This is a genomic window from Bacteroides ilei (assembly GCF_900128495.1).
Taxonomy (GTDB): domain Bacteria; phylum Bacteroidota; class Bacteroidia; order Bacteroidales; family Bacteroidaceae; genus Phocaeicola; species Phocaeicola ilei.
Genome location: NZ_LT635801.1, coordinates 2,918,043 through 2,943,529 on the forward strand (window position 1 = coordinate 2,918,043; position 25,487 = coordinate 2,943,529).

Annotated in this window: 19 protein-coding genes and 1 pseudogene; 12 read left to right on the forward strand and 8 right to left on the reverse strand. The window is 40.8% G+C overall.

Annotated features, from left to right (window positions below; genetic code table 11):
* Positions 1-10: 10 nt before the first annotated feature.
* Positions 11-1,999, reverse strand: a complete 1,989-nt coding sequence (locus tag BQ7489_RS12415) for an alpha/beta hydrolase family protein (protein ID WP_072531262.1) — start codon at positions 1,997-1,999, stop codon at positions 11-13.
* A 34-nt stretch (positions 2,000-2,033) separates the two neighbouring features.
* Positions 2,034-2,297 (reverse strand): annotated as a pseudogene (locus BQ7489_RS12420) (RagB/SusD family nutrient uptake outer membrane protein); the annotation flags it as partial.
* 74 nt (positions 2,298-2,371) lie between these two features.
* Between BQ7489_RS12420 and BQ7489_RS12425 the strand changes: the two are divergent.
* The 3 genes from BQ7489_RS12425 to tnpC all read left to right on the forward strand — a co-directional run bounded on the left by BQ7489_RS12425 (position 2,372) and on the right by tnpC (position 4,747).
* On the forward strand, positions 2,372-2,749 hold the full coding sequence (locus BQ7489_RS12425; protein WP_227195382.1) for a hypothetical protein: 378 nt from the start codon (positions 2,372-2,374) through the stop codon (positions 2,747-2,749).
* Positions 2,736-3,104, forward strand: a complete 369-nt coding sequence (gene tnpB / locus BQ7489_RS12430; RefSeq protein ID WP_072531207.1) for an IS66 family insertion sequence element accessory protein TnpB — start codon at positions 2,736-2,738, stop codon at positions 3,102-3,104. The genes BQ7489_RS12425 and tnpB overlap by 14 nt, the downstream gene beginning before the upstream one ends.
* A gap of 77 nt (positions 3,105-3,181) precedes the next feature.
* Complete coding sequence (gene tnpC, locus BQ7489_RS12435; RefSeq protein WP_072531206.1) at positions 3,182-4,747, forward strand: IS66 family transposase; 1,566 nt, start codon at positions 3,182-3,184, stop codon at positions 4,745-4,747.
* A 70-nt stretch (positions 4,748-4,817) separates the two neighbouring features.
* Here tnpC and BQ7489_RS12440 read toward each other — a convergent pair whose 3' ends face one another.
* The 6 genes from BQ7489_RS12440 to BQ7489_RS12465 all read right to left on the reverse strand — a co-directional run bounded on the left by BQ7489_RS12440 (position 4,818) and on the right by BQ7489_RS12465 (position 12,900).
* Positions 4,818-5,165 (reverse strand): RagB/SusD family nutrient uptake outer membrane protein, encoded by a 348-nt coding sequence (locus tag BQ7489_RS12440; RefSeq protein ID WP_072531264.1) that lies wholly within the window; start codon positions 5,163-5,165, stop codon positions 4,818-4,820.
* A gap of 217 nt (positions 5,166-5,382) precedes the next feature.
* Entirely contained in the window at positions 5,383-6,669 is a 1,287-nt protein-coding gene (locus BQ7489_RS12445) for an IS1380 family transposase (protein WP_071147970.1), read from the reverse strand.
* 131 nt (positions 6,670-6,800) lie between these two features.
* Entirely contained in the window at positions 6,801-7,862 is a 1,062-nt protein-coding gene (locus BQ7489_RS12450; RefSeq protein ID WP_083580596.1) for a RagB/SusD family nutrient uptake outer membrane protein, read from the reverse strand.
* A 17-nt stretch (positions 7,863-7,879) separates the two neighbouring features.
* Complete coding sequence (locus BQ7489_RS12455; RefSeq protein WP_083580598.1) at positions 7,880-11,116, reverse strand: TonB-dependent receptor; 3,237 nt, start codon at positions 11,114-11,116, stop codon at positions 7,880-7,882.
* A gap of 118 nt (positions 11,117-11,234) precedes the next feature.
* Positions 11,235-12,239 (reverse strand): FecR family protein, encoded by a 1,005-nt coding sequence (locus BQ7489_RS12460; RefSeq protein WP_072531265.1) that lies wholly within the window; start codon positions 12,237-12,239, stop codon positions 11,235-11,237.
* 67 nt (positions 12,240-12,306) lie between these two features.
* Complete coding sequence (locus BQ7489_RS12465) at positions 12,307-12,900, reverse strand: RNA polymerase sigma-70 factor (protein ID WP_072531266.1); 594 nt, start codon at positions 12,898-12,900, stop codon at positions 12,307-12,309.
* A 185-nt stretch (positions 12,901-13,085) separates the two neighbouring features.
* Here BQ7489_RS12465 and BQ7489_RS12470 point away from each other — a divergent pair, with 185 nt between their 5' ends.
* From BQ7489_RS12470 to BQ7489_RS12510, 9 genes are all read left to right on the forward strand, one after another.
* Positions 13,086-14,534, forward strand: coding sequence for a THUMP domain-containing class I SAM-dependent RNA methyltransferase (locus BQ7489_RS12470; RefSeq protein WP_072532178.1), 1,449 nt, complete (start codon positions 13,086-13,088; stop codon positions 14,532-14,534).
* A 108-nt stretch (positions 14,535-14,642) separates the two neighbouring features.
* Positions 14,643-16,931 (forward strand): S9 family peptidase, encoded by a 2,289-nt coding sequence (locus tag BQ7489_RS12475; RefSeq protein ID WP_072531267.1) that lies wholly within the window; start codon positions 14,643-14,645, stop codon positions 16,929-16,931.
* A 26-nt stretch (positions 16,932-16,957) separates the two neighbouring features.
* Positions 16,958-18,232 carry a phosphoribosylamine--glycine ligase gene (purD, locus tag BQ7489_RS12480; protein WP_072531268.1) on the forward strand — a complete coding sequence of 425 codons (1,275 nt, stop codon included), beginning with the start codon at positions 16,958-16,960 and terminating at the stop codon, positions 18,230-18,232.
* A gap of 2 nt (positions 18,233-18,234) precedes the next feature.
* Positions 18,235-19,173 (forward strand): hypothetical protein, encoded by a 939-nt coding sequence (locus BQ7489_RS12485; RefSeq protein ID WP_072531269.1) that lies wholly within the window; start codon positions 18,235-18,237, stop codon positions 19,171-19,173.
* Positions 19,149-19,610, forward strand: a complete 462-nt coding sequence (locus tag BQ7489_RS12490; RefSeq protein ID WP_072531270.1) for a YqaA family protein — start codon at positions 19,149-19,151, stop codon at positions 19,608-19,610. The genes BQ7489_RS12485 and BQ7489_RS12490 overlap by 25 nt, the downstream gene beginning before the upstream one ends.
* Positions 19,611-19,631: 21 nt before the next feature.
* Positions 19,632-20,288 carry a tRNA (5-methylaminomethyl-2-thiouridine)(34)-methyltransferase MnmC2 gene (mnmD, locus tag BQ7489_RS12495; RefSeq protein WP_072531271.1) on the forward strand — a complete coding sequence of 219 codons (657 nt, stop codon included), beginning with the start codon at positions 19,632-19,634 and terminating at the stop codon, positions 20,286-20,288.
* A gap of 62 nt (positions 20,289-20,350) precedes the next feature.
* Positions 20,351-21,223 (forward strand): metal ABC transporter solute-binding protein, Zn/Mn family, encoded by an 873-nt coding sequence (locus BQ7489_RS12500; protein ID WP_072531272.1) that lies wholly within the window; start codon positions 20,351-20,353, stop codon positions 21,221-21,223.
* Between the two features lie 9 nt (positions 21,224-21,232).
* Complete coding sequence (locus BQ7489_RS12505; RefSeq protein ID WP_072531273.1) at positions 21,233-22,003, forward strand: metal ABC transporter ATP-binding protein; 771 nt, start codon at positions 21,233-21,235, stop codon at positions 22,001-22,003.
* Positions 22,004-22,131: 128 nt separating this feature from the next.
* Positions 22,132-25,458, forward strand: coding sequence for a DUF2723 domain-containing protein (locus BQ7489_RS12510; RefSeq protein ID WP_072531274.1), 3,327 nt, complete (start codon positions 22,132-22,134; stop codon positions 25,456-25,458).
* Positions 25,459-25,487 lie beyond the last annotated feature (29 nt).

A 25,487-nucleotide genomic window follows, 5' to 3' on the forward strand; every position in this document is an offset into this window, starting at 1 on the left:
TCCAAACCATTCAATCATTATAACCAATCTTTCCTTTACACAATTTGATCAAATCCGGCAAGTCATAATATTTCACCACTCCATACAATACATTAGAGTACATGTCACGCTGCATCGGATTTTCCAAATAACTCTTCCAAGTCTTCAATGAACGGGAAAGAGTTGCACTACCGATACGGTCATCCAAAAATGCTGCATGTACCGTAACCGGACCATATATGCCATCTCCAAACACCTGAATCTTACGGTTTTTCAAATTTTCATCTTGCAAACAGAAATCAAGCAGAGATATAAAATCCACCACCCGTTGTCCCATAATCGGACGTCCGGCGTGCATACTGGTCATCGCATTCCGATATTCCCGGTTCCAATATTTGGCATCTGTATAGAAAGCTGGGTCTGTCGTTTCACCCAAACCTCTGAAATCGGCCGCCACAATGATGTTTCCATTGGTCAAGTTGGCTGTATAATTGGTGTATTCGCTCAAGAAAACAGTCTTTCCAGCTTCCTGCAAATGAATTTCAACTGAAGAATTGGCTGTTACCGTTTCAGGTACCAACACCACACAAGGCACAGGCATTTCACCATCTCGAATAATCTGATACTTATATTGTTCATATCCGCGCAATGATTCATGGCCGGTCTGTACCACACGAATCGGGCTTTGCGGCATTTCCTTCAGTCCCAACAGCTCAAGAACCTTTTTCTGAATGACATTACGATCCTGTTTAAGAAAAGCATCCCGTTGCGGCTGCCAATCCACAAACAGCTTCGTATTCTCATCCATCAGACTGACAGCACCCGGAACAGAAATATTAACTTGCCCTTTTTCCGTACAGTTAGTCTGTTCAAACGTAAATCTGTCATCAGGAGCTTCCACCAGCTTTCCATCAGTCACACCCTGCAGCCATCGCTTAAACCAGCGGACCAACTTCAATTGTTTCTCATGTCCCAATCCATGACCTGTTTCCACAACCAGCATATCCACTTTTTCGGGACATCCCAACGTTGTATAACACTGTTTCAGTTCATTGAACCCTTGCTTTGCCCCCCATAAATCGACAAAATCATATTTTCCGCTCAAAATCAATAATGGACGAGGAGCAATCATCATAGCAAAATCGGGAACTTCCAATCGTTCACGCCCTTCATACGGAATATGCTGGCAACCATCAGAAGGTCCTTGAATCTCAATGGTACGTTCACGGGTTGAAAAGAAGCTGCAGATAGCCGCAACTTTTACACGATTATCCAAACCCAAAAAATAAGCAGTCTGAGTACCTCCACCTGATGATCCATAAACCCCGATATTATCACTGTCAATATCCTTACGAGTCATCAAGTAATCCAAGGCACGAGAGTTATCCCAAAATTCTTGGGCGGCCAGACTTGTACCAACCAAATTCAATCCAGCATTCAGTAATGTATGTTCGGTTGTAGCTCCTCTTGTAGCAGGATTCCCATTCTCGTCAATCAATTGTAAACGTTCCCCTTGCCCTATAGGATCGACTACCATTACAGCAATCCCATTGACAGCCATTAATTCGGCTGAAACAGAATAAGCCCCTTTTCCTCGTAAGCCATGCCCACAAAATTCCAAAGAAGCAGGATGCTTTTTCTGGCCGTTATCAGGCAAATATAAATTTGCTGTCACATAACGTCCCGGTACACTCTCGAACATGATTTTTTCGATTGTGTATCCGGTTCCTTTGACGCTACCCAGAACTTTTGCATTCAAATCTCCTCTCTGCGGAAAATCCCCGGCAATCTGTTTATACCGAGCAATGCATCCATCGATATATTTCTGCATTTCTGCTTTCGAGGTATATGCTTTTGATAATTCAATCTGACGATCCAAGAATTGCTGATGAACATCACGCATTAAATAAGAATTATAAGCTGTATTCTGACTCCAGCTTAAAGCATTAAAGTTAGTCTGGGCCGATAATGGCAGACCACTTAGAGAGAAAGCTAACAAACTCCCAAGAATGTGTTTCATAAGTATTAATATATGATTTATGTACATTAATTAATTATTTAGTATACCCTGGATTCTGTTGAAACTCATCTTTATTTGTCACTGCATCCAGTTGACTCTGAGGTATAGGACGTAACATATGATACTCTTGAATATTATTTGTTGCATCCATATTATATTTATGAACATAATCTATTAATTTACCAGTCCTTTTCAAATCAAACCAACGAATTTGCTCTCCACATAACTCTCTAGCACGTTCATCCAGTATAAAATCAATAGTTAAATCCTTTTCGGTTATTCTCATATCATTTTCCTTTCGTAAGCATTCGGTAAACCACGTATTTTTATCTCCAACTTCCATCATTAACTTTACGTCCAAAAAGCAAAGTTATGATGACACGAGAAGAAGTAGTAGAGATAATGAACTACTGCAAAGAGCACAAAGTGACTTATAAGTCAAGATTAGAGGAGCTCAATATCCCTGTATGGCGGTTTTATGACAGCAAATCCCGTTATGCCGCCGAGCAATCATCGGGTAAATCGGCTCAAGGTGAGTTTATCGAGCTTCCCCACAGCGGATCTTTTGTTCCTGTTCCTTCATTTGCCGGAACAAGCGGGCGTAAACAGAAAAACGCACCGATCCCGCCAAGCGGATTGAAAGAGATAGAAATACGTACACCGGCCGGTACTGCCATACGCATTTGCGGTGAGCTAAATGAAAAGGAACTGTTTTCAATCATCCAGGCCTGCAGCCATGTTCAGCCTTAATGACAGTATGCGCTATCTGTTGTATAACCGCCCGACTGATATGCGCAAAAGCTTTCATACTCTCAGCGGTATCATTACCGACGCCATGGGTCAGGACCCCAGCAACGGCAACGTATATATCTTCATAAACCGTGCCCGTGACCGCATAAAGCTCCTGCATTGGGAGCCGGGCGGCATGGTGCTGTATTCCAAACTTCTGGAAGCCGGTACCTTAGGCAAGCCTGATTCTGCCAACGACAATGAGGTCTGTACAAATATAGAATGGCGGGAACTTGTCATGATTGTGGAGGGTATCATGGAAGCCCGCGACTCCCGTCGCACGAGACTTGAAAACCTGCAGAAACTTCGAAAATAGTATCGGATTTTTACTCTATTCGCTTTTGTATGTCATTGGATTTTAGTATATTTACATTGTAGAACAATGAGATACAGATGCTTACAGAAGAACAGGAAAAAGCCTTATTGGAAGAAATTGAGAAGCTCCGTCAGGATAAAGCGGCGCTTATCAGCAGGGTTTCCTCGCTGGAACAATCCCTTTACTGGCTCCGGAAAAAAGTCTTTGGGCGGATGAGCGAGAAGAGTCTTCCGCTTGATCCCAACCAGCTGTTTCTGTTCTCAAAGGAGGAAATGTCCTCCATGGAAATATCCCGGATGGAGAAGGAAGTCCGCAAGAGTGAAGAAGAAATCACCAGAACTATAAAAGTCAAGGAAAAACCGGTCCGCAAGTCTCTGGACACTTCCTCACTGCCTGTAGAGGTTGTTGATCTTTACCCTGAAGGGACAACAGACGAGGAAGGCAGGCTTAAGGATGAATTCATTGAAATCGGAAAGGAAGAGAGTTCACGCCTGGAACGTGTTCCGGCAAAAGTATATATCCTGAAGACCGTCCGTCACAAAGTGATAAGTAAATCCGATATGGAGAAATACCCCGAGGAAAGGCAGATCCTGATTCACCCGCTACCTCTTGTTCCGGTCAGCAAATGTATGGCAGGCGCCTCGGTCCTGACGGACATTATCATCGGCAAGTTCATGTATCATCTCCCGTTCTACCGTCTGATACAGCAGTATCGCGAATCAGGAATCAGCATAAGCGAATCTACCATGTGCGGATGGTATGAAATGGCGGTGGAGAAACTCAAGCTGCTGTACAACCTGCTCAAACAGAAGATACTCTCCAGTGAGTATATACAAGTGGACGAGAGTGTCATTCCTGTGATGGACAATGAGAAACATAAGGCGAAAAAAGGGTATGAGTGGTGCGTGCGCGACGGCATCACGGGGGACGTCATGTTCCATTATGACCGTGGCAGCCGTTCGGGGATGGTAGCCCGTGAACTGCTGGGATGCTACCGTGGCATTGTGCAATGTGACGGCTATGCAGCTTACGAACAGTTCGAGCAGATGAAAGGAATCACCCTGGTCGGCTGTTGGGCACATGCCAGAAGGAAGTACGTGGATGCCCTGGAAGAGAACAGGACCCTGGCCACACAGGCAATACACTACATCGGCAAGCTGTACAAGATAGAATCTGAAGCCAATGATGCCGGACTCGCAGCCGAAGAGCGTAAGGAAAAACGTATCAGTGAGGCCTATCCGCTGATACTTGAATTTGAAAAGTGGCTGCAGGATGCTTATCTCAGAGTGCTTCCTAAAAGCCGCATGGGTAAAGCCATCGAATATACGTACACGCTTCTTCCCAGGCTTTCCAGATACGTAAACGACGGAAGAATCGAAATTGATGACAACCGCATAGAAAATGCCATAAGACCTTTGGCCTTGGGCAGAAAGAATTATCTGTTCTGCGGCAACGACGCATCCGCATACAGGGCTGCCATCGTGTACTCACTGATTGCCACCTGCAAGTCTGCAGAAGTAGACCCCAGAATCTGGATGGAAGATGTCCTGAGTAAAATCCCATATTATGAAAGGGATGAGAAGAATATGGAAGAACTTCTACCACGTGATTGGGCTAAATCCCATCAAACTTGTTCCGAATAGATACTATTAGTTCCGAATCGACTACAAATAACACCGATTCGGAACTAATTCACAAAATTTGCAACGTGGTTTACCGAATGCTTACTTCCTTTCCAGGGATAGCTCTTATTGCCAAAAATTCATTCATTAAATCTACAGCAGCCTTTTTATCACTTTGCATCAACGATTCAACAGCAATAAAATACAATTCTGGAAGACGTATAACATATGCATCCCTTTGACACCACGATTGATTAAAAGCAACTGTCGGATCTGTAAATTTATGCATCTCTATAAATTGTGAACGTAAAATAACCTTACCAACTTCAGTATACACATCATTAATATCAAGTAAACGATATCTTTTAGAAGCCCAATCCTTTTGTGCATTTGTCGCAGGATCTTTCATAATATAAATCGCTGTATCTCCTACACTCATTTGAGGATATGCTTCTAAATCAAGACTACTCAAAGCACTTTTATTTCCTCAAATCCGCAACCGCCCTCATAAGATGACACAGAGGTCAAAAAGGTAGCGACACTGTGGCAAAAGAGGGTGCAACGCAGCAAAAATCGCCACAAAGACGCATTAAATCCCCTTACCCCACCATGCGACTTGAGGCAATACGCAAAATCACGACCATAAGTTGTCGGTGTCATCCAAAGTCATTCTGGAACACATCAGCATAAGCGTTGTTGCATGAATAGATATTCAGCACATACTGCCTTGATGTCCTGACCCATTTGGCTGGCACAGAGATGAACTTGAAGACAAACGCCTTGATGCGGCTTGTTGCTTTGAGTCCGAACCTCTTCACGTCAAGCCTCGCCATGATGAATTTATAGAAGTTGCGTATGAGTGCCGTAAGCAGAAGAAACACCGTGTTTTCTCCCATGAAGGATTTTGGAAGCCTGTTCCAGCCGAATCCGTTATTCATGTCATCGAAGATGCGTTCCTTCCCTCCACGGAGGTTATAGAATTCGACAATCTCTTTCTCGGAAGACTCGTAGTCATTTGTAAGGATGCAGCGGTAGGTGTATTCTCCTTCCCACAGGTCGAGTTCGCCGTCTATCCGCTTCTGTCTTTGAATCACAAGACGGTATGCCTTCCCTTTCCATTTCTCGATGAGAATGGAGGCCAGCTCAAACTCAATGCCGCCCAATTCCACTTTCTTCCAACCTCTGAGGGCAAAGATGTCATTGTAGAGCGAACTGCATCGGTTGGCACGGATATAGAAGGTCTTGCAGTGTTTAGCAATCTCTTCCACTATCTCTTCAGAACACGAGCCGCAATCAGCTCTGAAACGGTTGATCATAAGCTTGTTCTTTTCAAACCTTTCAAAGAACCTCTTCAGCGTGTCCTTCTGGTGGAAACGGACATTTGTGTTGCCGTCGCTGTTCTCAATGCCGACAATCAAGTCGCCAATAACCGCCACGCCAGGACGGTATCCGAGAAACTTCTTGTATGTGGGTTTCGCATCAAACTTCTCAGCCTCTATGAACTGGTGGTCGAAGTCAACGTCATACCCCTCGCCATCTTTCAGCTGCCCTGTGGACAATAGGCAATTGAGGAGCAGTGTATTCAGCATGTCTGCCGTGTTTAAGTCGTAGGTCTTGCCAGTGTCGGATGTGTAGGAAATGTTATCCTGGGTCAGTTCCTTTATGGCTCTGAGAATCGTGTCGGCACTGCATGTGCGAAGTGTCGGATGAAGCGAGAGGTGATACATCAGATGAGTGGTGACATCCTCTATGCATGAGCCGCCACAGAAATAAACGCTCATAAGCGAACGGATGATTTCGCTGTATTGATAACCATACAGCCTACATCTCATACCGAGGGTTGAGTCGATTACAGATGAGAGATTGGAGTCAAATTGCTCCATTATTGAAAAAATTCCTCCAAAAGGAGAGAGTTTCTCAGATTTTATTGCTACCTTTGCCATGTCTGTCGGGTTTGATACATATTTTGATTTGCAACACTAAGATAGGTGAAAAATCTGACATGGCAAAATCCTGAGCAACTTTTTGTTGCTCAGGTACTTATAAAATAAGTTAAACTAAAATGCTGCGGAATTTAGGTATTTGAAATCCATACATCTTTAAATATCACTTTATATCGTTGATCAATCTTTTCATTATATAATTGCAACAAGCGTTTTGATGGTAATGCACGTTGCCAAGGACGCCCATTAATTGCATCTCTCTCCATCCCTGCTTCCTTGTCATATTTCATAACGAAATATACATTTCCGACATTTCCACTACCTGTTGCAGTTGCATCAAATTTATTATTAGACAATTCTGCATTTGTAAAATTCACATAAAAGATAGACTCTGTATTGAGTCCTCCATCACAATTTGTAATATCCCACATATCACTATAATTAGAATACAGAGAATATCTTGAGGAATTAATTAATTCTAATGCTAAATCCTTAGCTTCATTATATAATGAAACATCATTTAATTTACAAGCTCTTGTTAAACAAACTCTGGCCTTGAATGCCTTTGCAACATCTTGAGTAATTCTTCCATCCATAGATTTCCCTACTGGCAAGTTTTTTATAGCAATATTTAAATCCTCAAAAATTACTTTATAAAAATCTTCAACAGAAGACCGATGAGCATCCGTAACAACCCCACTAATTGGCTCTGTATTTAAAACTACATCTCCCCATGTCTCTGTAATCATCCATAAATAAAATGCTCTCCAAAACCGAGCTTGACCTTCATATGACTTATTATCACTTTCAGATAAATTATTAGATGGCAATAAAGCTAGTGTCTGATTACAAATATTCAAAGATAAATACATATTTTTCCATACATTTCCTACAGTAGATTGAGAACCATTTAAATCAACTGTATAATCAGATAACTGATTAGCTTTATTATCACCACCACGCAAAAATAAATCAGTTCCTGTTTCAGTCATACCAAAACCGTCTTCCTGACCATAAAATGTTCTTGCTCCTGTATAACAAGCATTAAGTGAACTTTCAATACCAACTTCAGTATTAAAAAAGGGATTAATAGTTAAACCACTCTTATTAGTCTCTTCTAGAAAACTTTCACAGGATGTTAAATTTGCACAAGCTAAAGAGATAACTATTAATTTTATAATATTAGTTTTCATACTATATCTATATTAAATTACAAACTGAGATTTATACCAAAAAGGACTTGTTTTGCCAATGGGAAATCTAGGCTACCATCACTTTCTGGATCATAATTAGGAAACTTAGTAAAAGTTACAAAATTATTTAACGAACAATATACACGTAATTTAGACACATGTAATTTAGTCGATAATCTTTGGGGCAAAGTATATCCCAATGTTATATCTCGAATCTTCACAAAAGATGCCTTCCGATATGCCAAGCTCGACTGCAACAAATAATTATTTGTTGAATAGCTACTATTAGGACGTGGATAGTCGTTTGTTGGATTTTCTGGTGTCCAATAATTTACAGGTGCACTATTTTCCAAAGCACTTGGTTTATATAATTGTGTATATGCATCCTTAACATATTGACCAATACGCCCATAAATGAAAAACATTACATCAAAATCTTTAAACGTAATATTATTAGTTATACCAAATGTATACTTTGGCACTCGAGAAAATATAACCCTATCATCTGTAGAAAATACACCTTCCCCTGTTGTTCCTTTTGAAGACATATCAGCAACTTTAATATCTCCCGGTTTAAATCCACCAAAAGCTTCAGCTTCTTTTTCTTCTCCCAACTGCCATATGCCAATTTTTTTATAATCATAAAAGACTTTAGTAGGCGAATCAACAAACCATAAATTTCCCTCATCACGAGAAACTCCATTATTTAACTCTTTAATTTTTTCTCTATTAAGGCTAAAAGTCCAATCTGTAGTCCATGTAAATTTCTGACTCTGGAACCATATTGTATTCAATGTTGCTTCAATTCCTTTATTATCAACTTTACCCACATTTTGCATAACGGATGTAAAGCCAGTGGAATTAGGGAGCAAACTTGGTAATAACAAATCAGAAGTTTGAGATGTATATAAATCAAGTGTACCTGAAACTCTATTATTTAATATTGCAAAATCTAATCCCAAGTTCCAAGTCGCTGTTTTTTCCCATGTCAAATCTCTATTTTCAATTGCACTTGGATAATAACCATAGACAGGCGTATTACCAAATGCATATACAGATTTTGACAGACCTCCTAATGTAGCATACGCATCAATTGCACTATTACCTGCAACTCCCCAACTTAGACGAACTTTTAAATTATTGAAAATTTTTTGATTTTTCATAAAATTTTCTTCAATAATACGCCAAGCAACTGATGCTGAAGGAAAGTACCCCCATTTATGCCCTTCAGCCAACACAGAAGAGCCATCAGCGCGTAATGATGCCTGTAATAAATAACGTTCATTAAATTTATAATTTATACGTCCAAAGAATGAAACCATCTTGGTTTCAACCAAATTACTAGAAATTTCTTTAGAATCTGTATTAGCGCCAAGGTCATGAAAAGATGTTAAAGAAGAAGCTTGATTAGCCCCACTTGCAACAACACTTTCAGAACCATATGAAGTAGTACTACTACCAATCATAGTTGTCAACCCATGTTTACCGAACATCTTTGAATAATTCAACACATTATCCCAAGTATAACGATAATCATTATCTGATTGAATAGAAGACGTTGTCTTCTCACCTAAATTTTGCACAGTATTCTTACCTTTAAATATCCCTTCACGACTATCATGAATATCAATACCAATAGTAGATTTAAATGTAAATCCAGCCCCAATATTCAAATTAATGTATCCTGATGCAAATAATCTTTTAGAACGTATATTATCCTCATAAGCACCTGGCTGTTCATCACATAATGGGCTATACGTAGAACTACTTCCAGGGGCTGGATTCAAAATAAAGTTTCCCTCATCATCGTAAGCTCTACCAATACAAGGTATTTTATTAGCTAAATTTAACGGATTTTGTCGTTTATCTTGATCCTTAAAAGTATATGACGCATTTACTCCAACATTTATTAATTGATTAACTTTATGATCAAGACTTATACGCCCATTATACCTCTTCAGAACATCATTTTTAAGCAATCCATGATCATTTTGAAATCCCAATGACACCGAATAAGAAGTTTTTTCAGTACCTCCAGTCATACTGATTTCATAATTTTGTGTTAGACCTGTTCCCAATATTAAATCTTGCCAATCTACCCAATATCCTTTATCCAAATAATCCAACTCTTCTGCATTAAAAATTAAAGCATCATCCATATATTGATTTGGAGCAGCAGCATTAGTTGTACGATAAGCCTCTCTTTTTAACTGTGCATATTCTGGTCCATTCATCATACGGGGATATTTAGCCTTATTTTTAATTGACACATAAGCATTAAAATCAACTTTAGTTCTCTGACCTTTTTTCCCAGATTTCGTAGTTATAATAATAACACCATTAGCCCCTTTAGTACCATAAATGGCTGTAGATGAAATATCTTTCAATACTTCAATAGATTCAATATCCGTCGGGTTTATATCTACCAAAGAACCATAATCAATACCATCTACTAAAACTAATGGTTGATTATCTGCTTTAAGTGATCTATTTCCACGTAAAGTCAATGAAACAGTTGAACCTGGTTGACCACTAGATTGAACAATATCTAGACCAGCAACTTTACCTTGTAAAGATTTCAAAGCATTAGTAGTAGGAGTAGCTGTAATATCAGCTGTCTTAACAGAAGATATAGCACCTGTCAAATCACTTTTTTTCATAGTACCATATCCAATAACCACAACTTCATCCAATGCTTCAGTATCCTCTCTTAATATTATTGATAAATGTTTCTCATTTTGTGCTTTGACTTGTTGGGTTTTATAACCAACATATGAAATGTCTAAAATCGCATTATAAAATGTTTCTAAATTAAAATTACCATCGAAATCAGTAATTGTACCATTTGTAGTTCCATTTTCCTTTATAGTCGCACCAATTACTGATTCCCCATTAACATCCAAGACTCTACCCTGAACTTTAATTTTTCTATTAGAATCAGAGTTCTTTCTTGCATTTCTTTTAATTATAATTTTTTTCCCTTGTATTTTATAAACAACATCTGATTGCCCAGTTAAAATTTGACTAACAACATCATCAATTGATGAATTTTTCACATTGAGAGATACATGTTTTTGTGTATCTAAATCAGAGGAAGAAAAAACAAATGAATATCCCGTAACTTTTTTTAATTGTTCAATAGCCTCTTTTACAGTTATATCATTAAGAACCAATGATATATCTTGAGAAAAAACTGACAAATTAAGACAAAACGCCATTGAAGCTACGACAATAGCTTTATTAATAATTTCCATACAACATTAAATTAAGGTTTTAACAAAGATAACAGTCAATCTAAAAATTAATCAAATCTTATCGATTTGTCAAAAAAAACGTATAATTTTCATAATATTACAAATTTAAGATTTAACATTAATAAATTACAAAATCTCCATTTACACATCTATATCTCAACTGATTAGTAGATGACATCGTCTGTAAAATTTGATTTACAGTATTCCCTTGCACCTTAAAACTACCATAAAAACGTCTTTCCTTTAATGAATCAGCTACCACAATTCGAACATTGAAACTCCTAGATAATTGTTTAGCAATATCTTCTAATAAAATTTCGTCAAAAAATAATTCATCATTCATCCACAAATTGGATTTATCTGCCATCGTTTTTAATTTTTTCATCTCACCCGTGACTTTATTCAAAACCATTTTTTCATCTGGTTCCAAATAAAGTTCGGGCATTTTCTTAATCTTATTTACTAACGCTACTTTTCCCTCCAACAGACTAATAGCAATTTCTTTATCATCCAAATAATTTCGAAAATTAAACTTCGTCCCCACAACCTTTAAATCCAATTCCTTTGTATTAATTTTAAAAGGAGTTTCTTTATTGTGGGCAACCTCAAAATATCCCTCTCCTATCAGCTTCAAACTCCGGTCATCCACTCCAAAACCTTGAGAATAGATTATCTTCGAACCTGCATTCAACCAAACTAAAGTTCCATCCGGCAAATTCAATTTGGTACATGAACCTAGTGGAGCCTCTATTACAATATCAGCAAAATTTTGCTTAACGACTTGCTGACCTTGCCAATATGCAGTTATCGGTAATATTATAATCAGAACAACTGCTGCCGCCTTAAGAAACATTGTCCAAGAAAAGCGGTGGACATGTTCCTTCTGCCGCTCTGCATCAGCCACACGATTCTGAAATCTTTCAAAGGCCTTCTTTGCATTAAAGGCTACCTCCTCATCTACCGCACCCGATGAAAACCAAACTTCCATCTTCTCGCGTATATATTTTCTATTCTCTTCAGATTCAGCAGCCCAATCCTTCAACTGCTGAAAAGAACTCTTATCTAATGTACCAGAAAAATAACTTATAATTAGTGTATCTATATCTCGATTATTAACTTGCATAAAGTAACGTTCTTTTATAGTAAGACAAAAAAATAAAATTAAAGGGTAGTCTGATTTCTAGTTTTTTTCAAAAATCAATAAAAAAAGTGATAAGAAGTATTTCCAAATATTCCTTAAAGCGCTGCTGAAGACAAGATAATGCATTCTTAATGTGATACTTAACCGTATTAATAGAAATTCCTAATTCATTTGCAATTTCTTCATATGTTTTATATTCAAATCTACTTTTCTTAAAGACAGTACGACATCCTGTCGGAAGTTCTTCTATACACATCCGCAATTGCTGTTCCAATTCTTTTTCTAACAAAGAACCTAATGGATGGGTATCTTCCACAAATATCGTATCCAAAAACTCGAGGTTATCTGAAGACAAGAAAGAGGAAAGACGTAACTCTTCACGTTTGTTCAATGACTGCAATTCATTTAAGCATCGATTACGCACAGCCCGTATTAAATAAGAACGGATAGAATATGTTATTTCAATTTCTTCATGATGTTCCCATAAATAGAAAATAACATCATCTACAATTTCTTCAGAAAGAGCCAAATCTTTTAAAAACTGATTAGCAAAACGACATAAAAGACTATAATGATGAGTATAGATATATTTAAAAACTTTTTCATCTCCCTTATGTAGTTGATCAAGTAATATTTTATCCATCTTTAAAGATTGTTTTGGACGAAATAATAATAATTTCTTGAGTTAGCCAAATTTATTTTACCTTACGCAAATTTTTCATATAAATAGAACAATAAGATTTAATGAAAACCCCTACAAACTGTTGATTGATAGTGCAAAAATTGCTACTTTTGCACCGTCTATTGAAATTACGTAATTTAATCAAAATGAATCAAGAATTCGAGCTTATCGCCAAAACCTTCCAGGGACTGGAAGAAGTGTTGGCACAAGAACTCACTGAACTGGGAGCCGGAAATATAGAAATCGGACGCCGCATGGTTTCATTTACAGGGGATAAGGCCATGATGTACAAAGCCAACTTCTGCCTGCGTACCGCTATCCGTATCCTGAAGCCGATCAAACATTTCACGGCAAAGACAGCCGACGAAGTCTATGAAGCCGTAAAAGATGTAGCGTGGGAAAACTACCTGGACAATATGAGTAGCTTTGCTGTAGACGCCGTAGTATTTTCCAATGAATTCCGCCACTCTAAATTTGTGGCCTACAAAGTAAAGGATGCTATTGTGGACTATTTCCGCGACAAAACCGGAAACCGCCCTTCGGTACGTATCAATAACCCGGATCTGGCAATCAACATACACATAGCCGAAGACCAATGTACCTTGTCACTCGACAGTTCAGGTGAATCACTGCACCGCCGGGGATATCGCCAAGAACAGGTGGAAGCCCCATTGAACGAAGTTTTGGCTGCCGGCATGATATTGATGACCGGATGGAGAGGCGAATGTGATCTGATTGATCCGATGTGCGGCTCGGGTACAATCCCTATTGAAGCGGCTTTAATAGCACGTAATATCGCTCCGGGAATATTCAGGAAAGAATTCGGCTTTGAGAAATGGAAAGATTTCGACCAGGCGTTATTCGATGAAATATACAATGATGATTCACAGGAACGTGAATTCAAACATAAAATCTACGGATACGACAATAATCCGAAGGCCAACGAAATCGCAACCCATAACGTAAAGGCTGCAGGCGTAAGCAAAGATGTAATACTGAAAATACAGCCGTTCCAGCAGTTTGAACAGCCACAGGAAAAAAGTATCATCATCATGAATCCTCCTTATGGTGAACGAATTTCATCAGACGATCTGTTAGGTCTGTACCAAATGATCGGCGAACGGTTGAAACATGCTTTCGTGGGTAATGACGCATGGATTCTGAGTTACCGTGACGAATGTTTCGACCAGATTGGTCTAAAGTCATCTGTTAAAGTTCCTCTGTTTAACGGAGCTTTGGAATGTCAATTCCGGAAGTATCAGATTTTCGACGGCAAATACAAGGCCTTCCGAAGTGAAAACAGCGACAAGGAATTCAAACCTAAGCGTGAAGAAAGGGTTGCCCGTCCCCGTAGAAATGCTGAAAAGGTGGAATATAAAGGTAGATATAAATCAGATTCCAGGAACGAACGCCGTAACAACAGACGTAGTGAAGAAACAGACAGGGATAATTTCAGATACAGAAAAGAAGAAAGGAAACCACGTACGGCCAGACCGAATACTGATGACGGACGCCCGAAACCAACTCCGGGCCCACGCTATATGCATACCCGCCATCAGTTGAGAGATGAAGAGAATTCTAATAATGAACAATAAGAGCTATTACAGAGCCCGGTTAGTGGATAAAATCCAATCCAGTAACCGGGACTTCTTGTTCTAAAGAATTTTCTTTCGCTGATAAAAACCATAAAAACAAAATCCTACATGAAACGTATTTTTTCTTTTATAGCATTATTCTGTATGATAGCAGTATCCGTATCTGCCCAAGAGAAAAAGACATTCACATTGGAAGATGTCATTCCCGGTGGAAACAATTATTTTAATCTGGTCCCCAAAAATATGCCGGGCCTACAATGGTGGGGAGATGTATGCGTCCGCACTGATATAGAGGAAATCAAAAAAATCGATGTCAAAAGCGGAAAAGAAAGTACATTGGTCACACTCGATGAAGTGAACAATGCTCTGCAGAACAGCTCCAAACCTTATGGGCAACTTCGCCGGATACAACCTTTACGAACATTGATGTACATCAGTTTCCCGTCAGAGACAAAGACAGAAATTCAATTCACGGCCTCAGTTGGTGATGAAACAGCTAAAGACACTTATATGTTTTTCTACGATTTCAAAAAGAAAGAAATCACCGACATGTTCCGTATACAGGAAAAAGATGCTGCCAATTTCGATTTCTGTTCAGCAAACAATACGCTGGCCTATACATCAGGCGATTGTCTGTACATTGCCAATAAAGGAGACTTTACCCAGGCTATCAGTCCGATACCAACAAACAGCCATACAGATACACGGCATGCCATTGTTTACGGACAGGCTGTACACCGCAATGAGTTCGGAATCACAAAAGGGACGTTCTGGAGTCCGAAAGGCACTTATCTTGCCTTTTACCGTATGGATCAAAGCATGGTGACAGATTATCCGCAAGTAAATACTACAACCCGGATTGCAAGTCTGGAGCCTGACAAATATCCGATGGCCGGCATGACCAGCCACAAAGTGACTGTCGGCATATATAATATGAAGACGGGGAAGACTATCTACCTGCAGGCCGGCGATCCTACCGACCGTTACTTCACCAACATAAGTTGGGCACCGGACGAAAAAAGCATTTATGTAATTGAACTGAACCGTGACCAGAACCACGCACAACTGGTTCAATATGATGCCGAATCCGGTGAAAAGACAGCTGTCCTTTACGAAGAAAAACATTCCAAATACGTTGAACCTCAACATCCTTTGACATTCCTGCCTTGGGATAACTCCAAATTTATCTATTGGAGCCAAAGGGATGGATTCCATCATCTGTATCTGATGGATACAAACCGGAAGCAGAAAGAAGAATGGAAACAGGGAAAAGACACAGACTCCCAATATTGTGAGTACCTGGAAACCATTCCGCTGACACAAGGCGACTGGCTGGTACAGGAAATTCTAGGATTTAACAAGAACCGTAAGGAAATTATAATAGGCAGTACGGAAATATCATCATTGCAGACCAATATATTTTCACTGAACGTAAAGGATGGGAAACGGACCCTGATAGGTAACAAAGACGGAATGCACCATGCCCAACTTTCCACCAGCGGAACCTATATCATAGACAACTTTACATCGCACGATGTTCCACGTGAAATCAGTATATTACCGACCAACGGGAAAAAAGGGGTAATACTGCTACAGGCATCCGATCCGATGACAGACGGATACAATATGCCGGAAATAACTATAGGAACAATCAAGGCTGCCGACGGAAAGACCGATTTATATTATCGTCTCATCAAGCCGGTCAACTTCGATCCTAACAAAAAATACCCGGCAATCATTTATGTATATGGCGGACCTCATGCACAAATGATTCACAACACCCGCTTCTATGATGCACGTGGATGGGATTTATATATGGCTCAACAAGGCTATGTAATGCTGACAGTCGACAGCCGTGGCAGCGACAACCGTGGAATCCGGTTCGAAAACTGTACATTCCGTCACTTGGGAGACGAAGAAATGAAAGACCAGGTTGAAGGTGCAAAATTCCTTCAGTCTCTTCCATATGTAGATGCAGACAAGATCGGGGTACACGGATGGAGCTTCGGCGGTTTCATGACCACCAATCTCATGCTTACCTATCCGGAAATATTTAAAGTTGGTGTAGCAGGCGGTCCGGTCATCGACTGGCAATTCTATGAAATAATGTACGGTGAACGCTATATGGATACCCCCCAAAGCAATCCGGAAGGATACAAGAGTTCAAACCTGAGGGAAAAAGCGGGAAATCTGAAAGGCCGTCTTGAAATTATTATCGGTGGTACCGACCCTACCTGTGTACCCCAGCATAGCATCAGTTTCCTGAGGGCATGCATTGACGCAGGAACGCATCCCGACTTCTTTATCTATCCGGAAGACGGACACAACATGATGGGGCGTGACCGTGTACATCTGCATGAACATATCACCCGTTACTTTACCGATTTCTTAAAATAAAAAATAACATAACCATTATACAGACTATGAAACTTTTATTGTTAGGTTCAGGCGGACGCGAACATGCATTGGCATGGAAAATCGCTCAAAGCCCGAAAATAGAAAAACTGTACATCGCTCCGGGAAATGCCGGAACTCGTGAAGTGGGCGAAAACGTAGCTCTTAAAGCCGATGACTTTGAAGGCATAAAGAAATTCGTCATTGACAACGGAATCAATATGGTAGTTGTAGGCCCTGAAGATCCCTTGGTAAAGGGTGTATACGATTTCTTCAAGAATGATGACGCCCTGAAGCAAATCCCGGTAATCGGTCCGTCAAAAGCCGGAGCCGTACTGGAAGGAAGCAAGGAATTCGCCAAAGGATTCATGCAACGCCACAACATTCCGACAGCCGGATATAAAAGTATAACAGCCGAAAATCTGGAAGAAGGTCTGGCATTCCTCGAAACGCTGGAAGCTCCTTATGTGTTGAAAGCTGACGGACTATGTGCCGGCAAGGGTGTATTGATTCTACCTACGTTGGAAGAAGCCAAGAAAGAACTGAAGGAAATGTTAGACGGTATGTTCGGAAACGCTTCCGCTACAGTAGTCATTGAAGAATTTTTAAGTGGTATCGAATGTTCCGTATTCGTACTGACCGACGGTAAAAACTACAAGATTCTTCCTGAAGCAAAAGATTACAAGCGTATAGGTGAAGGCGATAAAGGTCTGAACACTGGAGGAATGGGATCTGTTTCCCCTGTTCCATTTGCCGATAAAAACTGGATGAAGAAGGTAGAAGACCGCATTATCCGTCCTACGGTTGAAGGCCTGGCAGCAGAAGGAATAGACTATAAAGGATTTATATTCTTCGGACTTATCAACGTAAAAGGTGAACCGATGGTCATTGAATACAATGTCCGTATGGGCGACCCGGAAACCGAAAGCGTAATGTTACGTATCAAAAGTGATCTTGTCGATCTGTTCGAAGGTGTCGCAGCCGGCAACCTGGACGAAAAGACACTGGAAATAGACCCACGTTCTGCCGTATGTGTCATGCTGGTTTCAGGCGGATATCCTGAAGCATACAAGAAGGGCTTCACCATAACCGGAATTGAAGATGCCAAAGCTGGAGGAAGCATCGTATTCCATGCCGGTACAGCCTTGAAGGATGACCAGACTGTAACCAATGGAGGGCGTGTCATCGCCGTCAGTTCGTACGGGACCGACAAAGAAGAAGCTCTGAAAACGTCATTTGCCAATGCCAGCAAAATCCATTTCGAAAAGAAATATTTCCGTTCGGATATCGGTTTTGACTTATAATCATGCAAGCAAGAAACAGATTTCAATATGACGTAGCTACGGGACGGGGCACCCTTCCCGTAGTTGCCCTCATCACCATATTGATATGGATGATATCGTCTGTACATAATTGGATCAACCTCGGTTCTTTGTTGTGTGCAGGCATCGTATCCTATCTCCTGATTGAAATGGATACGCATTTTGCTTTAATCCGCACACGTACAACCTTGCCATCTGTCCTGTTTCTTCTTTTTTATTGTGCATTGACTTTTCTACATAATTGGTCAATAGAATGTCTGATACCTGTATTCTTTCTGTTTACTTTGTCGGCATTATTCCAAAGCTACGAATTACCCAATGCATCTGTCACCATTTTCCATGCCTTTTTCTGGATAGGTATAGCTAGCTTGATTGTACCGAATTTTATCTGGCTGGCTCCGCTACTATACATACATATGATACCCTTGCGTTCATTGAATGGAAAAAGTTTCTTTGCCGGACTGATAGGTGTCAGCATACCTTATTGGTTTATCCTATGCTATTATGTATATCAGAACAATCTGCAAGGATTTACAGATCTGGCCAGCAGACTGATACAATTCCAGCCGATAGATTATATGAATCTGCAGCCCTCTCAATATGTATCATGGGCGGTAATCTTCATTTTATCTGCCACATTCATAGTCTTGTATCTGCAAACGGCCTATAAAGATAAAGTACAGACACGGATAACGTTAAAAGCAATCATACTCATTGGAGTATGGATACATATCTTCATATTCCTCCAACCTCAGCTGATCAATATCCTGTTACCAGTGACAATGATTCCAGCAGCCATTATCGGCGGCCATGTATTGGCGCTCACATTTTCAAAAATTACGTATATCCTGTTGATAGTCACACTATCTCTCTGCGGATTACTTTGTCTCTTCAATTTATGGATGCATTTATTCAGCTATTGACCGATTGGGGATATTGGGGAATGTTTATCTCTGCTTTTCTGGCAGGAACTATTTTACCGTTCAGCTCGGAAGCTGTCCTCCTCGCCTGTATAGGATTAGGACTGGATCCTGTCCTATCAACGCTTTCGACAACCGCCGGAAACGCCCTGGGAGGACTTACCTGCTACTGGATCGGTCATCTGGGAAAAATGGAGTGGATACACAAATATTTTAAAGTAGACCAGAAACAATTGGACCGTGCCGTCCACTTTATTCATGGACGCGGATCATGGATGGCCTTATTTTCCTTTCTACCGGTTATAGGTGACGCCATCCTGATTGTATTGGGGCTGATGCGTGCCAACGTTTGGATTGTCTGTATCTCAATGACTATCGGAAAGCTAGCCAGATATGCTTTGCTGGTAGCAGCTACCTTAGGAATCATCAGCCTGTTTTGAATTTTATAATTATAAATAAGGATGTTACAAATTGAACAAACAGCCGACGGAAGTTACACCCTTTTCGTCCCTGAAATAAATGAACATTACCATTCGGTAAAAGGTGCTTTGACCGAATCGGAACACATATTTATCAACATGGGATTAAAGCATTCTTCCGTATTGTCTCCCCGTATTCTGGAAATAGGATTCGGTACAGGTCTAAATGCTTTTTTAACTCTGATCGAAGCCGAAAAAGAGCAAAAAAAGATTCATTATACAACTATTGAACGATACCCTATAACCAATGATTTAGCCGGCAAACTGACATATCCGGACCTGATATGCCCGGGAAAAGCCAAAGAATTCGCCGAACTTCACCGGGTTGATTGGAATACAGATATCATCATAACCCCTTATTTCACCATCAACAAGATAAAGGCCGACTTTACCTGTTATCCGTTCAAAAAAGGATATGACATTATTTATTTCGATGCCTTTGCCCCGGAAAAACAACCGGAAATGTGGAGTCAGGAACTTTTCGACAAACTTTACGGATGCTTAAACGAAAAAGGGATCCTTACCACTTATTGTGCCAAAGGCAGTGTAAGACGTATGCTCCAACACTCAGGATTCCTGGTAGAACGTCTGCCCGGTCCTCCCGGAGGCAAAAGAGAAATACTTCGGGCTACCAAATGAACCTACTTTAAAGGCAGATTGGAAAGAATTGGTTATATTTGTCAACTATTAGAAAACCGCATATGAAAAAATATTTGTTTCTTGCATTGACATTACTGTTTTTGGTTTCCTGCAGGGGCAAACAACAGCAGGAACAACAACCCATACTGACCGTCACTATCGAACCTTTACGATACTTCACAGAAGCTATTGCCGGTGACAAATTCAAGGTAGAAAGTATGGTACCGGAAGGAAACAATCCGGAAACTTATGATCCTACCCCCCAACAATTGGTTTCCTTAAGCAAAAGCCGGGCTTATCTCCGCATCGGTTATATCGGCTTTGAACAGATATGGATGGATAAACTGAAAAGCAATACTCCAGGCCTGACCGTTTTCGATACATCCGAAGGAATCATGTTGATAAAGGAAAATTGTTCTCACCACAACAACGGAAACAATCACGGACACTATCATGCAGAAGGAATAGAGCCTCATATATGGAATTCTGTAAAAAATGCACGGATCATAGCCGACAATATCTGTAAGATTTTAAGTTCGTTGGATACAGCCAATACAGCTTACTACCGGCAAAAACGGGACAGTCTGGATAACATCTTTGACAAGACAGAGAAACAGATCCAAGCCAATCTGCCTGACAGCTGCACATTTCTGATCTACCATCCGGCACTTACCTATTTTGCACATGAATATGGTCTGACACAGATCAGTATTGAAGAAGGTGGGAAAGAACCGTCGCCCTCCCATCTCCAGAAACTGATCAAAGAATGTCAGAACAGACTGGTCAATACCGTCTTTATCCAAAAAGAATTTGATACCCGGAATGCCGAACTCATAGCCAAAGAGATAAAGGCAAAAATAGTCCCTATAAATCCTTTAAACTATAACTGGCCGGATGAAATGATTCATATTTCACAAGCCCTAAGTAAAAAATGACCTACCGACATGGACAAACAACCCATCATACAACTGCACCATATTTCAGCCGCTTACGACAAAAAACAGGTCCTGGAGGATATAAATCTAACCGTATACGATAAAGATTTTTTAGGAGTGATAGGGCCTAATGGAGGAGGTAAAACAACTTTAATGAAAATTATCCTAGGACTATTATCTCCCACTCGTGGAGATATCCACTTCTTCCAGAACGGGATTGAAACGTCTGCCATCAGTATGGGATACCTGCCTCAGTATAGCAGCATTGACAAGAAATTTCCCATTTCTGTATACGATGTAGTTCTCTCAGGGCTCAACCGACAAAAATCATTGTTCCGGCGCTTTTCTCCACAACAACATGAACAGGTGCAACATACCATCACACGTATGGGATTAGACGGTCTGGAAAAACGTGCTATCGGACAACTGAGCGGCGGGCAGCTTCAACGCGCCCTGCTGGGAAGGGCTTTGGTATCCAATCCCCAAGTAGTAATTCTTGATGAACCTAATACATATATAGACAAACGTTTCGAAGCACAGCTTTACAAGCTGTTGGAAGAAATCAACCAACATTGTGCAATTATTCTGGTAAGCCATGATATCGGGACCGTACTACAGAATGTCAAGACCATTGCCTGTGTCAATGGTACATTAGATTACCACCCTGATACAGAACTTCCGAGTGAATGGCTGGAAGAACATTTCGGATGCCCTATTGATTTGGTCGGACATGGAAACCTTCCTCATCGAGTCCTAAAATGCCACCACCATAATCCCTGATCGGCACAACAGCCACTTTACTTGATATAAAAAAACGAAAAACCATCCTAACGATATGATTCCCTGTAGCGAAAATCACTATCTTTGCGCACATCTATAGAATGTTAACGAGAAACCCAATAACTCACATGAAACAGTACAACAAGATTAACAATCTGGTAGGCTGGCTCACATTTATCATAGCTGCATTTACATATTGCATGACAATTGAACCTACTGCCAGTTTCTGGGATTGCCCCGAGTTTATCACAACTGGATATAAACTGGAAGTCGGCCACCCACCAGGCGCACCTTTCTTCATGCTTACAGCCAATCTATTCAGCCAGTTTACCAGCGATCCGTCGCAGGTAGCCCGCATGGTCAATACAATGAGTGCACTTATGAGTGCCGCCTGTATACTTTTCTTATTCTGGAGTATCACACATCTGGCAAAAAAACTGATCTGCCCGAAGAATGAAGAAATGACAACAGGCAAACTCATCTCAATCATGGGCTCGGGTGTAGTAGGAGCATTAGCTTACACATGGAGTGATACATTCTGGTTCAGTGCTGTTGAAGGTGAAGTATATGCCTACTCCAGCTTGTTTACAGCCATCGTATTCTGGCTCATTCTGAAATGGGAAAACCGTGCCAATGAAGCCCATAGCGACCGTTGGTTGATTTTAATCGCATATCTGACAGGGTTATCAATCGGAGTACACCTGTTGAACCTGCTCTGTATCCCGGCAATTGTGCTGGTTTACTATTACAAAAAGAATCCTACAGCAAATCTGAAAGGCAGTCTTTTGGCACTATGTGGCTCTATGGTATTGGTTGCAGCCGTATTATATGGAATTGTTCCCGGTATCGTAAAAGTAGGTGGCTGGTTCGAACTGCTGTTCGTCAACGATTTCGGCTTTTCTTTCAATACGGGTCTGATTGTCTATATCATTGTCCTGGCAGCCAGCATTATCTGGGGAGTATATGAAAGCTATACCATACGCAGCCGCAAACGGATGAACATTTCCTTCCTGCTGACAATTGCCCTATTGGGTATCCCATTTTATGGACACGGATGGAGCAGTGTGCTGATCGGTATTATCGTATTGGCTGTTCTTGCACTCTATCTCTTCGGAAACTTACCCGAAAAATACCGTGTATCTGCCCGTACCCTGAATACAGCCCTGCTATGCCTGATGATGATTGTTGTGGGCTATTCGTCCTATGCGGTAATTGTAATCCGTTCGTCTGCCAACACACCGATGGACCAGAACTCTCCGGAAGATATCTTTACATTGGGAGAATACCTGGGACGTGAACAATATGGTACGCGCCCATTGTTCTATGGACAGACATACGCTTCTAAAATGGCCTTGAAAGAAGTTGATGGAGGCTGTATGTATGACGTAAGTGAAGGAGCTCCAGTATATCAACGTAAAGAGAAAGAACATCCTGGAGAAAAAGACAGTTATGAAGTAATACGTAACAAGACCGAATACAAATATGCCCAGAATATGCTTTTCCCACGTATGTACAGTGATGCACATGCAAAAGCATATGAAGACTGGCTAGGTGGAGTAGAAGGCCGCATGGTTCCATACGACCAATGCGGTGAGATGATTATGGTGAAAATCCCTACCCAATGGGACAATATCAAGTTCTTCTTCATCTACCAGCTGAACTATATGTACTGGCGCTACTTTATGTGGAACTTTGCCGGACGCCAGAATGACATCCAGGGACAAGGTGAAATTGAACACGGCAATTGGATTACCGGAATTCCGTTCATAGACCGATTCCTTGTAGGCGACCAGACACTATTACCGAGCGATTTAAAGAACAACAAAGGACATAACGTATTCTATTGTCTGCCTCTGATTCTGGGATTGATCGGTCTGTTCTGGCAGGCATACCGGGGAGAAAAAGGTATCCAGCAGTTCTGGATTGTATTTTTCCTTTTCTTCATGACCGGTCTGGCCATCGTACTTTATCTGAACCAGACACCACAGCAACCTCGTGAACGGGATTATGCCTATGCAGGATCATTCTATGCATTTACGATATGGATAGGTTTAGGTGTTGCTGCTATCTCCGAATGGCTGAAAAACAAAATGGGAGAAAAACCAGCTGCCATTCTGGCCAGTATTGTATGCGTGTTAGTCCCGATCCAGATGGTCAGCCAAACATGGGACGACCATGACCGTAGCGGACGCTATACTTGCCGTGATTTCGGCCAGAACTACCTGAGCAGTGTACAAGACAAAGGTAATCCAATCCTCTTTACCAATGGCGATAATGATACATTCCCACTATGGTATAACCAAGAGACAGAAGGATTCCGTACCGACGTACGTGTTTGTAACTTGAGTTATCTGCAAACCGACTGGTACATCGACCAGATGCGTCGTCCGGCCTACGATTCTCCGTCTGTTCCAATCAACTGGGACCGTATCAACTACGTACAAGGGCACAACGAAGCAGTATATGTACGACCGGAAGCCATGGAAACTATCAATAACTACTATAAACAAAATCCGGAAGAAGCTAAAAAAGAATTCGGTGATAATCCATACGAATTGAAGAATATCCTGAAATATTGGGTATTGGCTCCTAAAGAAGGGTTACAGATGATTCCGACAGACAGTATCGTCATCAAATTGGATAAAGAAGCCATCAAACGTTCAGGAATGATGACACCCGATTCCATTCCAGACTATATGCATATTTCGTTGAAGGGCAAACGTATGTTATACAAGAGCGAATTGATGATGTTGGAAATGCTGGCCAATACAAATTGGGAACGCCCGTTATATATGGCCATCACAGTAGGTTCCGACAACCACATGAATCTAACCCAGAATTTCATACAGGAAGGACTGGCATATCGGATCACTCCATTCAACAATGCGGCACTCGGACGTCAGATTGATACAGACAAGATGTACGATAACCTGATGCATAAATTCAAATTCGGTGGCATCGACAATCCGGACATCTATCTGGACGAAACGGTATTGCGTATGTGCGATACACATCGCCGTCTGTTTGTCCAACTGGCCAGCCAACTGATTAAAGAAGGTAAGAACGACAAGGCTTTGGAGGTACTCAACTATTGCGAAAAAAAGATACCAAGCACTACAGTGCGGCATGACTATATCTACAGCAGTTCCAAAGAAATGGCCGACGATTACATCAAGCTAGGACAGATCCAGAAAGCCGAAGATATTCTGGATCAATTGGCTAACAACTCTGTAGAATATGCAACTTGGTACTTGAGCCTGGATGAAACTCATCTGACAAGCTCATACGAAGACTGTATGCGTCATTTCTATATATTGGATGATGTCTGCAAGACATTAGCGACACTGAAAGACACCAAAACAGGTAAACCGTTGCCCTCAGCCGGACATTATGCAGAAAAATTTGACCAGTTATATAAATTATTGGAGGCACGTGTAGGACAACAACAAAAATAACAGCTTATATAAAATCTATCAAAGGAAGC

What these genes read in the sequence shown, in the direction of transcription:
- BQ7489_RS12415 (WP_072531262.1), bottom strand. Translation starts at nt 1,999, where the DNA reads ATGAAACACATTCTTGGGAGTTTGTTAGCTTTCTCTCTAAGTGGTCTG.
- BQ7489_RS12425 (WP_227195382.1), top strand. Translation starts at nt 2,372, where the DNA reads ATGATGACACGAGAAGAAGTAGTAGAGATAATGAACTACTGCAAAGAG.
- tnpB (WP_072531207.1), top strand. Translation starts at nt 2,736, where the DNA reads ATGTTCAGCCTTAATGACAGTATGCGCTATCTGTTGTATAACCGCCCG.
- tnpC (WP_072531206.1), top strand. Translation starts at nt 3,182, where the DNA reads ATGCTTACAGAAGAACAGGAAAAAGCCTTATTGGAAGAAATTGAGAAG.
- BQ7489_RS12440 (WP_072531264.1), bottom strand. Translation starts at nt 5,165, where the DNA reads ATGAGTGTAGGAGATACAGCGATTTATATTATGAAAGATCCTGCGACA.
- BQ7489_RS12445 (WP_071147970.1), bottom strand. Translation starts at nt 6,669, where the DNA reads ATGGCAAAGGTAGCAATAAAATCTGAGAAACTCTCTCCTTTTGGAGGA.
- BQ7489_RS12450 (WP_083580596.1), bottom strand. Translation starts at nt 7,862, where the DNA reads ATGAAAACTAATATTATAAAATTAATAGTTATCTCTTTAGCTTGTGCA.
- BQ7489_RS12455 (WP_083580598.1), bottom strand. Translation starts at nt 11,116, where the DNA reads ATGGAAATTATTAATAAAGCTATTGTCGTAGCTTCAATGGCGTTTTGT.
- BQ7489_RS12460 (WP_072531265.1), bottom strand. Translation starts at nt 12,239, where the DNA reads ATGCAAGTTAATAATCGAGATATAGATACACTAATTATAAGTTATTTT.
- BQ7489_RS12465 (WP_072531266.1), bottom strand. Translation starts at nt 12,900, where the DNA reads ATGGATAAAATATTACTTGATCAACTACATAAGGGAGATGAAAAAGTT.
- BQ7489_RS12470 (WP_072532178.1), top strand. Translation starts at nt 13,086, where the DNA reads ATGAATCAAGAATTCGAGCTTATCGCCAAAACCTTCCAGGGACTGGAA.
- BQ7489_RS12475 (WP_072531267.1), top strand. Translation starts at nt 14,643, where the DNA reads ATGAAACGTATTTTTTCTTTTATAGCATTATTCTGTATGATAGCAGTA.
- purD (WP_072531268.1), top strand. Translation starts at nt 16,958, where the DNA reads ATGAAACTTTTATTGTTAGGTTCAGGCGGACGCGAACATGCATTGGCA.
- BQ7489_RS12485 (WP_072531269.1), top strand. Translation starts at nt 18,235, where the DNA reads ATGCAAGCAAGAAACAGATTTCAATATGACGTAGCTACGGGACGGGGC.
- BQ7489_RS12490 (WP_072531270.1), top strand. Translation starts at nt 19,149, where the DNA reads ATGGATGCATTTATTCAGCTATTGACCGATTGGGGATATTGGGGAATG.
- mnmD (WP_072531271.1), top strand. Translation starts at nt 19,632, where the DNA reads ATGTTACAAATTGAACAAACAGCCGACGGAAGTTACACCCTTTTCGTC.
- BQ7489_RS12500 (WP_072531272.1), top strand. Translation starts at nt 20,351, where the DNA reads ATGAAAAAATATTTGTTTCTTGCATTGACATTACTGTTTTTGGTTTCC.
- BQ7489_RS12505 (WP_072531273.1), top strand. Translation starts at nt 21,233, where the DNA reads ATGGACAAACAACCCATCATACAACTGCACCATATTTCAGCCGCTTAC.
- BQ7489_RS12510 (WP_072531274.1), top strand. Translation starts at nt 22,132, where the DNA reads ATGAAACAGTACAACAAGATTAACAATCTGGTAGGCTGGCTCACATTT.